14 protein-coding genes are annotated in these 10,147 nt (G+C 38.7%); 9 read left to right on the top strand and 5 right to left on the bottom strand.

Annotation, left to right across the window (positions count from 1 at the left end; all coding sequences use genetic code 11):
* The coding region (locus tag AC1DDX_RS20935; protein ID WP_477622526.1) for a hypothetical protein at positions 1-901 on the bottom strand (901 nt) is incomplete at its 3' end.
* A gap of 451 nt (positions 902-1,352) precedes the next feature.
* Between AC1DDX_RS20935 and AC1DDX_RS20930 the strand changes: the two genes are divergently transcribed.
* From AC1DDX_RS20930 to AC1DDX_RS20915, 4 genes are all read left to right on the top strand, one after another.
* Positions 1,353-2,261 (top strand): hypothetical protein, encoded by a 909-nt coding sequence (locus tag AC1DDX_RS20930; RefSeq protein WP_172662814.1) that lies wholly within the window; start codon positions 1,353-1,355, stop codon positions 2,259-2,261.
* A 128-nt stretch (positions 2,262-2,389) separates the two neighbouring features.
* Positions 2,390-2,926, top strand: coding sequence for a putative antibiotic biosynthesis monooxygenase (locus tag AC1DDX_RS20925; RefSeq protein WP_288884315.1), 537 nt, complete (start codon positions 2,390-2,392; stop codon positions 2,924-2,926).
* Between the two features lie 35 nt (positions 2,927-2,961).
* Positions 2,962-3,357, top strand: coding sequence for a hypothetical protein (locus tag AC1DDX_RS20920; protein WP_172662812.1), 396 nt, complete (start codon positions 2,962-2,964; stop codon positions 3,355-3,357).
* A 275-nt stretch (positions 3,358-3,632) separates the two neighbouring features.
* Complete coding sequence (locus AC1DDX_RS20915; protein WP_216854471.1) at positions 3,633-3,785, top strand: hypothetical protein; 153 nt, start codon at positions 3,633-3,635, stop codon at positions 3,783-3,785.
* A gap of 46 nt (positions 3,786-3,831) precedes the next feature.
* Here AC1DDX_RS20915 and AC1DDX_RS20910 read toward each other — a convergent pair whose 3' ends face one another.
* The 3 genes from AC1DDX_RS20910 to AC1DDX_RS20900 form a co-directional block, all read right to left on the bottom strand.
* Positions 3,832-4,155 carry a hypothetical protein gene (locus AC1DDX_RS20910; RefSeq protein ID WP_477622525.1) on the bottom strand — a complete coding sequence of 108 codons (324 nt, stop codon included), beginning with the start codon at positions 4,153-4,155 and terminating at the stop codon, positions 3,832-3,834.
* Positions 4,155-4,496 carry an immunity protein YezG family protein gene (locus AC1DDX_RS20905; RefSeq protein WP_172662809.1) on the bottom strand — a complete coding sequence of 114 codons (342 nt, stop codon included), beginning with the start codon at positions 4,494-4,496 and terminating at the stop codon, positions 4,155-4,157. The genes AC1DDX_RS20910 and AC1DDX_RS20905 overlap by 1 nt, the downstream gene beginning before the upstream one ends.
* A 184-nt stretch (positions 4,497-4,680) precedes the next feature.
* Positions 4,681-5,199 carry a hypothetical protein gene (locus tag AC1DDX_RS20900; RefSeq protein ID WP_172662808.1) on the bottom strand — a complete coding sequence of 173 codons (519 nt, stop codon included), beginning with the start codon at positions 5,197-5,199 and terminating at the stop codon, positions 4,681-4,683.
* 253 nt (positions 5,200-5,452) lie between these two features.
* Between AC1DDX_RS20900 and AC1DDX_RS20895 the strand changes: the two genes are divergently transcribed.
* Positions 5,453-6,901: a rhomboid family intramembrane serine protease gene (locus AC1DDX_RS20895; protein ID WP_337716142.1), complete on the top strand. Its 1,449-nt coding sequence runs from the start codon at positions 5,453-5,455 to the stop codon at positions 6,899-6,901.
* A 34-nt stretch (positions 6,902-6,935) separates the two neighbouring features.
* Here AC1DDX_RS20895 and AC1DDX_RS20890 read toward each other — a convergent pair whose 3' ends face one another.
* Positions 6,936-7,400 (bottom strand): hypothetical protein, encoded by a 465-nt coding sequence (locus AC1DDX_RS20890; RefSeq protein WP_337716140.1) that lies wholly within the window; start codon positions 7,398-7,400, stop codon positions 6,936-6,938.
* 167 nt (positions 7,401-7,567) lie between these two features.
* Between AC1DDX_RS20890 and AC1DDX_RS20885 the strand changes: the two genes are divergently transcribed.
* The 4 genes from AC1DDX_RS20885 to AC1DDX_RS20870 all read left to right on the top strand — a co-directional run bounded on the left by AC1DDX_RS20885 (position 7,568) and on the right by AC1DDX_RS20870 (position 9,700).
* Entirely contained in the window at positions 7,568-7,921 is a 354-nt protein-coding gene (locus tag AC1DDX_RS20885; RefSeq protein WP_337716137.1) for a hypothetical protein, read from the top strand.
* 201 nt (positions 7,922-8,122) lie between these two features.
* Entirely contained in the window at positions 8,123-8,413 is a 291-nt protein-coding gene (locus AC1DDX_RS20880; RefSeq protein ID WP_337716135.1) for a hypothetical protein, read from the top strand.
* 231 nt (positions 8,414-8,644) lie between these two features.
* On the top strand, positions 8,645-9,319 hold the full coding sequence (locus AC1DDX_RS20875) for a hypothetical protein (RefSeq protein ID WP_172662803.1): 675 nt from the start codon (positions 8,645-8,647) through the stop codon (positions 9,317-9,319).
* Positions 9,320-9,406: 87 nt separating this feature from the next.
* Positions 9,407-9,700, top strand: a complete 294-nt coding sequence (locus tag AC1DDX_RS20870) for a hypothetical protein (protein ID WP_337716134.1) — start codon at positions 9,407-9,409, stop codon at positions 9,698-9,700.
* Positions 9,701-10,147: the final 447 nt, after the last annotated feature.

Genomic DNA, 10,147 nt, shown 5'->3' with positions numbered 1-10,147 from the left:
CCTTTAAGACATCTTCTCCTTTCATCCCTTTTTTTAATTGATTTTCAAATGAGACTTCTACGCCATCAAAGTCATTAATAGAATAGCCTTTTAATAAATTGCTCTTCAGATCATTTTCCCCGTTTTTCCCTGCTATAAAGTAGAAATAGAAATTATTGTATTTATTTTCATGCATAACTTCCTGTAAAACTCCATTGGGATCCGATGTGATCACTCTTTCAAAATTTTTGCTGGTGGCAGACTTAAGGAAATCAGCTTCAGTTGAAGTCCCTAAGTTAAGGTCATTGATATTCCAGTTTTTGTCAATTTTTAAGACCGGCTTGTTTTTAATGTCCTTTGGATCTGTTCTGTTCTTCGTTAAGTCTTTCGTGTACGCTTCATTATCACACCCTCCAAAATCTATAAGGCCATTCATACTGTCCCAGTAACACTTTTTTGATAAATCAGAACTGTTTAAAACAATAAGCCTGTCATAGTCTGGAGCATAAAAAACATATTTATTTTCCTTCTTTACATTCCAATATAATCCATGATCTGTATTAGGATTCTTAGTTCCCTTTCCATATCGGATCTCAAGTTTTTTCAGGATCTCTTTTTTTAGATCTGGAGTCTTCATTTCCAATCTGAATCCATATATAACATCGTCAGCTTTATATTCTGTTAAAATTTTAGAAAGCTCTGTTTTGTCTTTAAATCCCTGCATTGCAAAATGACCACCTCCAAACTTGGTAATACTATCTGTTTTCAATCGTTCAGCATTAACCTGAAAAAATACTTTGTGCCCTTTTAAATCAATTCCATCAAATATGAATTTTCCTAAATTTTTCCCTTCAATCAGAAAGCAAAATGGGTACTCCACGGTGTTTACTTCAAGTGCATTTCTATCCTTAAAGTCAATCACATTTTCAATGGGTTCATCCAGGTTTAGTCTTGATAGATCTATTTTTTCCTGTCTATTGCAGGCAATCGTTAAAAATGAAAAAAAGATAAAACATAAATACTTCATGGTGTTCGCTAATTAAAATTACTAGATCACCAATATAAGAAGAAATAATGATGAGATCTTTGAAGTCAGGCATTGCACTGACCCTGATGATAGATAAGAAGATTTCAAAAATTATAAAAAAATCTAAAGACTTTTAAGACGGGATTGAGACTGATAGAAACCAAGAGGAAGTTAAACGAAATGATCTTAATGAATAATGCCCTCAGCAAGCCTTTGACAGCGTGCCAATTGAAATAATATCTTTAATTAAGCTATTTGTGTCAAATGGAGGCAGCCTGTCAAAAAAATCATTGTTAAGTAATTTAAATAACTTTCTTTATCTTCCAGTTGAATATTGAGATACCTCATGATAAGAACCTGCTGTCTGCTTTCCTTGATTTGTTCTGCTAGTATTTACTTTGCACAGGCAAAGGACGCTTATTACGGAGAAGTAATTACCAAAATTGACAATACCGATGAAGGTTCCGATACCAGCCGTCTGTTGTATTGCAGAAATACAGTTGGTAACCGTCTTTCCGTTTACGCAGTTAGAGACGGTGTAATCTCCGAAGCTGCATCTTACCGTTTTACCGAAACCAGCAGTGGGTTGTTCTGCGAGCGTAGATCGCTGATCTCTAGCGGGCAAATGAAAGAAAGTCTGCGCATAGAATTTGAAGACAAATTATCTACGGTAGTGATAAACAAGACCGACCGGTATACGCTTTTTCCCGCTTACTACCTTACCTTTAAACAAGAAGTCAAAGCCAGACACTCGATCATGGCTATGTTAAATTTGCTTTCGGATGCCATAGGCGATTATCCGATTGCTGATGCGCTCCCTTTGTTGAATTATACGCCTAAATTAACTAAAAAAATTTCCCAGGCCAGGATCGTTACGCAGCGCAGCCAGGCAGATATAAAAGATACCTGGACCTGCAAATATTATTACAATAAGCATAATTGGCTGGATTCAGTCAGGGCATTCTCGCCGGAAGAGATCCGGTTTAGCAAAAAGATCCATTACAGCCGGTCCAATGTTAGCTCGATCATTACCTACCTCAATATTGAGAGCCGGCAGACAACCAAAAGATCTATTACCTATGATATGACCAATGGTTCCACGCTCCAATGGCAAGAACAAGTATTTGAAACAGGTAAGAACCAAGAAACACTTTCCTCGATCACCCTAATTAAGAATGACCTAGGTATGCTGAGAAAAATGGAACCATCAAAGATAGAAGTTCTTGAGCTAATTAAAGCGGCTAAAAAACGATGAATCCACAGAGAAACATATCTATTAGCTTAACCATGGTCTTCCTTCCAAACCAGCTTATTAACACAGTCTAACAAAATTAGACTTGTTGAATAAAAGTAAATCTTTAAATTAGTAACCTATCAGAAACTATGGCCATACATGTTGCAATTACCCGAAAAATCCTTCCTGGAAAAGAACAGGAATTTAAAGAATCTCTGCGGAATTTTCTTGGGCAATCGTTTATTCACGATGGCGTGCAAGGAGCCGCAGTCATCTCCTCCTTTCCAGGAGCGTATAGTAATGAAATTGGTATATTAAGAACATTTAAAGACGAAAAAGAACGTGACGCATTCTATAATTCAGAGCAGTTCAACAAGTGGGAAGCTTATGCTTCCACCCTTACCGAACCAGCTGTCTACAGACAATTGACGGGTCTGGAGGCTTGGTTTCGTTCACCAAATCCACCACCAAGATGGAAGATGGCCATTGCTACTCTGTGCGGTGTATTTCCAACGAGCCTTTTTCTGTATTACGCTACTGGTTGGTTACTTATAGGTCTGCCCGCTCCATTCCGGTTGCTGCTAACCGCAACGCTCATGGTCGGCATATTGACATGGGTGGTGATGCCAGTGGTTATTAAAATTATGAAAAGCTGGCTAACCGGTAACATTAATTTCACAAACTAAGTTAGAAACAGTGTAGTCTACTAAAGAAAAATCAGATGGCAATATATATCAATTCCTTTGTCCTTTTCGTGGTCCTGTTACTAGCAAACGGGAACAGCCCGGCACAGTCCTCCAAATCGAAGCAGGCGGGAAAGCATTTCGAAGGGTTATGGCTGGATAAAAAAACGAGCAGGCATTTGGAGATATCTTTTAAAGACGGTTATGCAACAATTATTGACTGGACGGGCAAGTTCCAAAAGCGGGAAAGCGGTGATAGCTATAAGGCATTCCTAAAAAATGGAAAACTCATCATGCCGGAAGACATAGGACATCATGCAGCCTACGGTGAAATCATATCAAACGATCAAACGCTGATATACCTAACTAAATCGATTGGAGCAGGAAAAGCATCCGCCTGGGATAGACAGATCTTTACCAAAGCCCGCAGATAAAACCATTCACCTGCTCCTTGCGATTTCTTTGTTCCACTAAATCATCGGTAAGAGGAATGCAGTAGTTTTTAGTGATTACTTACCAATACACAAATTATAAGACACTATAAAACAACAACTTATTAAAAATAAGTAACATTTCAGATTTGTCGAAAATCATCGGTAGTAATTTAGACTGTAATGTTGACAACTAATATAATATATTTCTATTTACCCATGTCGAATTAATCAATTGTTCGGAAATATAACCTAGCTTTATGCATCAACCCATTGATATGAGAGCTGGAATTTTTATTGATAATTCGGGTAATCCCGGTACTAAGACTGAAAACAGATATGACTCTACGGACAGGAAAAGTTGGTATGCGCTGTTGTTATTTGCAAAAAATGGAAAAGAATTGCCGGTGTTTTTTATACCATTTCAGTAGTTGCTAACGCTATTGGCAACCAAACAAAACATGCAACCACGTGAAATCATGACTTTGCTAAACGTTCGATTTCATCGTGCAGATCCTGATCCCAATCTGGTGTTAATGAAAAGATAGCCCTGTTCCATTTATTATTGCCACCACTCGTTGTTACGCTGTGTAATTCCCTGAGCCAATTTCTGACATCCCGTGGAATTTTTCTGACAGAAAGATCAATTGTTGTGTTATTAACCTGATAGTCGCCTGTATAAGCGACAACTCCATTTGCGACAACTTCAATATCTAATTTTGCCTCTGCCCAATTAGCATCCTCGATAGCATTTGAAATGCTTTGTGCTATGTTTAAATAAATTTCGTCTATGGTCATCATCAATCTTTTGCTAAACGTTCGACTTCGTCCTGAAAATCCTGATCCCATATAAACTCCATATCGAATTTGCCCTCAGAAGATAATTCATAAACTGCCCCGTTCCACTTGCTACCGTTACCTTCTGTCGTGATTTGGTGGAGCTCCAGGATGTCGAATGTCAATTGGAAATCAAACTCCTCGACATCCAATTGCTTTTCATGGCCTTTTGCATCATAATAAACACCGGTGTTGCTGACCATGCCGTCCAGCACCTCCAGTCGTAGGACCGCATTTTGCCAATCCTCTTTAATAACGCCGCTTATGTTTTTTGCAATGCTTTGGTAAATTTCATCTACTGTCATAATTTGTTGCTTTACTTAGCATTAAAGTTTATCCTAAATTCCTGATCCTGATAGATTCCATATCAAATTTGTCATCTTGGTGTCTATGCCTATCCAAGATGTTAAATGACTCCAGCAAGAGCACTATGAGGCAATTTAGTGATTATTTATCTAACTGTAATGTCCTAGAGATGCTAAAAACAGGCTACTTTCTAGACTTAAGATACTCCGAAATATCAAAAATCCAATCTCCACCTTTGTCAAATAAAAAAGAAACGATACCTAAAATCACCAAGTAGGAAATCAACCTTTTAAAGAATAATCTATATCGGTTTTCATCTTTTATGAACTCAAAATTTAATAGCAGAAATAATAGTCCGGCTATAACCCCGGATGGAATGCCTCCCCAAACCGCCACTACAGGTGAGAGCCATCCCGCTGGATATAAGAAAAACCAAACGATAAAACTGAATAAGGCACTGCAGATTAGAAAAAGTAATCCTTTATAAAAATGCTTTCCCATTAAGCCAAACATTAATGTAAACATGGCTACAGTCAGGGATAAAAAAGTAAATTTCAGATCTGTTATGTAGTTTGTTCGATTGTACTCGAATGGGAAAATGAAGCATAAGCAGATGGTTAAAATAACCACGCCAGCAATTAAGATTGGCTTTCTGGCTTTAATTCCCTCGTTCATGCTATTTCTTCGTATATTTTCTTTCAAACTCTTGTCTAAGATAGACTTCTTTTCTCCGTTTTTATGTGAAACATATCACCTTCAATAGAAATAAATATGAGAGCGCTCCCACTGTTCTGCCCGGACTAGCAGCTGATCAGCCTTGGTGGCTATGCCCCAAAAAATTATTATATTTCGCCCAACGTATAATATGCAGGACTTTAATACCTGTCATGATACCTTTGATCAAACAACCGGGGAGTTATTTTGAACTGGCCGGCAGAAAAACTACCACCGAAATATGAAAATTGAGCAACACTTATCTAAGAATGAGCTGACTGACAAGCAATTTTTGGTGATTGCACTTGAAACGGTTAAATATCTCGGTTGGCGCATCAGATTTATCTCAGATGCCGGTGTCATTGCTTACACCGATAATGGCGAGCATTCCTGGAACGGAGAAATCACTGTTAAATTAAACGAGTCTGGTGCCATGGTGCAATGTGTCACCATATCCAATCTGCTGAATGACTACGGACGCAGCGAAGCCGCGGTACATGCATTTATTTTCTCATTTGAAAAGTTGAAATCAGAGATCAGCGAAGATGAAGTGCGTGAAAAATATAAAATCTATAAAAAAGATTTTGTTCCCGCTTACGAAGATACTTTAAAGCCTGATATCAGACCGAAATTTCATTTTTTCGGCGGGTTGCTATCCTTTTTTAAACCGGCAAAAGGCTATTTCTTTACCCCTATTCTAATTGTACTCAATATTTTAATCTACCTCATCATGGTATGTTCGGGTGTAGCTGTATTCGAACCTGATGCTGCCAGCATGACCACATGGGGAGCGAACGCAACCATTTATACGCTCGGGGGTCAGTGGTGGAGATTAATTACGAGCTGCTTTATTCACTTCGGTTTCATCCACTTGCTACTAAATACGTACGCGCTTGCTTTTGTAGGGTTATTTTTAGAACCGTTTCTGGGAAGGGTAAAATTCATCACAGCATACCTCCTGGCCGGCATTTTTGCAAGTGTGATCAGCCTTTGGTGGCATGACAATACTGTGAGTGCTGGCGCCTCAGGCGCTATCTTCGGATTATATGGGGTATTCCTTGCGCTGTTAAGCACAAATCACATCGAGAGTTCCATGCGTAAAGGTTTGCTAACAAACATCGGCCTATTTGTGGTTTACAATTTAGTATTCGGCAGTTTCAAAGGCGGAATAGATAACGCAGCACACCTGGGGGGACTACTTGCCGGCCTGATGATCGGATACGCTTATTACCCGGCTTTGCAGAAACCAGGTGAAGTCTTGTTAAAATGGCTTACACCGATATTGTCGGTAACTGTTGTCATGCTTGTTTCAGCGGTAATTTACGTTAACCTAGCCAATAGTGACAAGGTCACCTATCAGAAGCAGATCCAGGAATTTTATAAAATCGATACCGATGCATTAAAAGTACTAAGGGGACAGGAAAACAATACGGGGGAAGAACTAGTTCGGGCACTGCAACACGGAAAATCAGCATGGAGCAATGGTATTGAATTGATCACCGAATTGGATAAAATGAACCTCTCTAACCGGTTACACCTGCGTAACCAAACGCTCATCAAATATTGCAGACTAAGAATAAAAACTTGTGAACTAATCGCTCAGAACCCGGAGCAAGGAATAAATAGCTATTCACCACAAATGCAACAGATTAATACGCGAATAGGGAAAGTCCTTGACGATCTGAAATAAGACTAAGGGTATAAATAGACCAAGCAGCCAATTATCAATCGATATAATCGTTTCCATGAAGCCTTTTTCTTGCCTCTAATGAGTAATAACAAAATATAAGGCCTCCGATATCCACACCATTCTTTTTGCTCTTGTCTTCAATCCAGTAACCAATATCATCAAGACTTGAATCTTCTTTAAAGTCTTTCAATAGTTCTTCCGGTCTCAATTCTACATTTGACGAAAGGACAATAATGCCACTCTCCTCAAGGTGTTTTATTTTTTCAACGATTTCATCACCTACAAAACAAGTAAAATAAGTTTTGTCGTAGCTTCTGGCCACAAGTGCGGATCTGCCTCCATTTGTTTGCAATTCAAGCCAAGCATCCGTCCCCATAATATACCACAATGCATCGCCTGCATCCATGGCATAATCTTGCAATTCTGCAAGTTCATCATTCAAAATTGCGATGATAAGATTTTCTCCTATGGCAATGCAAAAAGGTTGTTTTCTTTCCATGATTATAAAATATTGCTGAGTAATTATTACCGAATTTGGTTAATTATAAAGTATTTTCGCAATCCGGCGTGTATACAGACAATTTCTACAAAAATGGAGAATTAATTAGCGAGGAAGAGTTTTTGAAATACAAAACTATAGATTAATTCATATAGTTGTACAATAGCATGAAAACAACGCGCACCTTATTTTTTTCTCTGGCATTCCTCCTGTTTTCCTGTGGAGCAAAGCATGATGAGAAGCAGCTTAGTGCAACGGAAACCCTTCATTCAGTTAAACAAAACAAGATAGATTCGATTCCCGCTAAAATAACTGAGCTTGAAGAATTGGCCGCTGGTATGTCCGCTTCCAGAGAAAGCTATTTAAATGATGGAAGTACAGGGGCTGAAGAAAGATTCATTAAAGCCCTTGGAGAGGCATTAAAGCAGCCAGGTAGCTTTCAGAACGATTTTGCCAGCCTTAAGCAGTACGAAATTAACGTAATAACTGCCGATGACCATAAACTTAGGCTGTTTTACTGACTTTCTCCTTATTCCGGAACGATGTGGCATGTGCAGAATATTGTTCAGTACCAGGGTAAAAATAACATCGTAACTACGGTTTTATTTAATGATCTCTAAGAGGATAAAGGTGATGAAGGAAGCCCCACACCGTTTTTTGAACATGTATATAGCTTAAATATCTCACCTCAAAAGACTTATTTGCTTACAGGGCATGGGCAAATGAGCGGTACAGAGTCTTATAGCGTAAGCCACGCTTTAGTGATCAATCACTCCAAATTTAGCATCGACAAACCGCTGTTTAAATTGGCGAGAGCACTCAAAACCCAATTGTTTGCCTCCGCCATAGTTAAAGAGGATCAGGATAAAGAGAAACTTAGGGTGCAAATGGCTATGATTTACAATCCTCAGGATAAAACCATCAGTTATCCGGAGGTTAACGAAACTAAAAACGAATCTGTTTTCAGTGGAAAAAGAAATATGCTAACCTTTCGGGATGGAATGTTCAGGTAACAAGCAGTCTTCTGCCCATTTAAAACTTATCAAAGGGTGGTAAATATTCGGGCCACTCAGCGGTGACATGAATTTGCAATGGTCTTGTGACTATATTATAGAATAGATAAATAATGGCTAAATTGTCGACGATGTCTTCTGTTTCATGATGAACCAAACGGGCATTAACAATTAATGTATTTAAAATCTTTACAGGAACGAAATAAAAATAACAGACATAACCCTATTGAAATGATAAAACAATACCGATTGTTACTTTTAGCGCTTTTGCTGATAGGTTGTAAAAAGGAACCCGCTATAGAACTGGAAGACTTTAACCTGAACAGCAAGGTATCAACGTTTGTATCGGACAAAAACAAGTACAAAACTTATACTAATTATTATCAAATAAAATCTGAAATAATTGGCGCGGACACTGTTTCAGATGGCGAATTAATAGGAAGCGAGCAACCCATAAGAATTGACTATAAACAGCAAATGTTTTCTTACGAAGATGTCATTGCAAGATTCGGTGATTTTGAATTTAATGCCATCAATTTTGCCACAACGGTAACCGGGAAACTGATGGTTTTCAACGCGGTTGCTGGGAAGATCTCTTTGAAAGAAACTCAAAGCTTTGTGCAGCTATTTAATGACAAATATGGGAAGGCAGCTAAAACTAAGGGTGAGTTCATTAAACCATTTGATATTTATACCTGGCAATTAAAAGACAGGATCATTAAATATTGTGTGGTAAGTGAAGATGATAGCAATGCTTTGAAAGTTGGTACTGATAAGAACCAGCACACCGTAAAACAGGGAAAGAAGGAAACTTATCTTAAAGCATTTATATATATTATCAAGAAGGAATATGCAGACCAGGTAATTGGCCAAATGAGTAGTGGCGACCTACTGTATTGCGATTAAAAACTGTTGCCTGGTGTCAACTGAAGAGCTCTACACCCTAATGGGTGAGTTCAGGCAAACAGCAATAATCTACTAAAGAACAATCAGATGGCAACCTATATCAATTCCTTTATCCTTTTCATGGTCCTGTTAGCGTTAAATGGAACCTGCCCGGCACAGTCGTCTAAACCCAAACAGACGGAAAGGCATTATGAAGGCTTATGGGTGGATAAAAAAACGACCAGGCATTTGGAGATATCGTTTAAAGGCGGTTATGCAACAATTATAGACTGGACAAGCAAGTTCCAAAAGCGGGAAAGCGGTGATAGCTATAAGGCATTCCTCAAAAATGGGAAAACTCATCATGCCCGAAGACAGAGAACATCAAGCAGCCTAGAGTGAAATCATAGCAAAAGATCAAAGACTGATCTACCTGACCAAATCGATTAGAGCAGGAAAAGCATCCACTTGAGGTAGACAGAGCTTTACCAGAGCGCGCAGATAAAACAAGCTGTGTTCCCAGCGGTCTGATCAAACCCGCAATGAAGCTTCAGCGCAAGCCAAAAAACCCTGCCTAAAATGTAGGATCCGTCAAGCTGGCAATTTATCTCCATATCATGATACTCTTGTTTTGCTTCACATACCATGATTACCACATCGTCAGGATAGAAGTACTATACCCGGCTCTTCTTTAAAACCAAAAACCCCAAGGTCGCTCAAAAAGCGGAGTTCTGTTTAAAAAAAAGCATTGACTGCCAGCAAGCAGGTTGGGGATCGGGATAATTTAGGCTATTTTTCTGCAGAGCTAGCACTACTGCAGGAAAATAATGGTCAATATCAGGACGCACT

This window comes from Pedobacter sp. 10L46_2, from assembly GCF_056395165.1.
The sequence above is the reverse complement of the archived record's forward strand: the minus strand, read 5'-3'. Positions and strand labels throughout refer to the sequence as shown.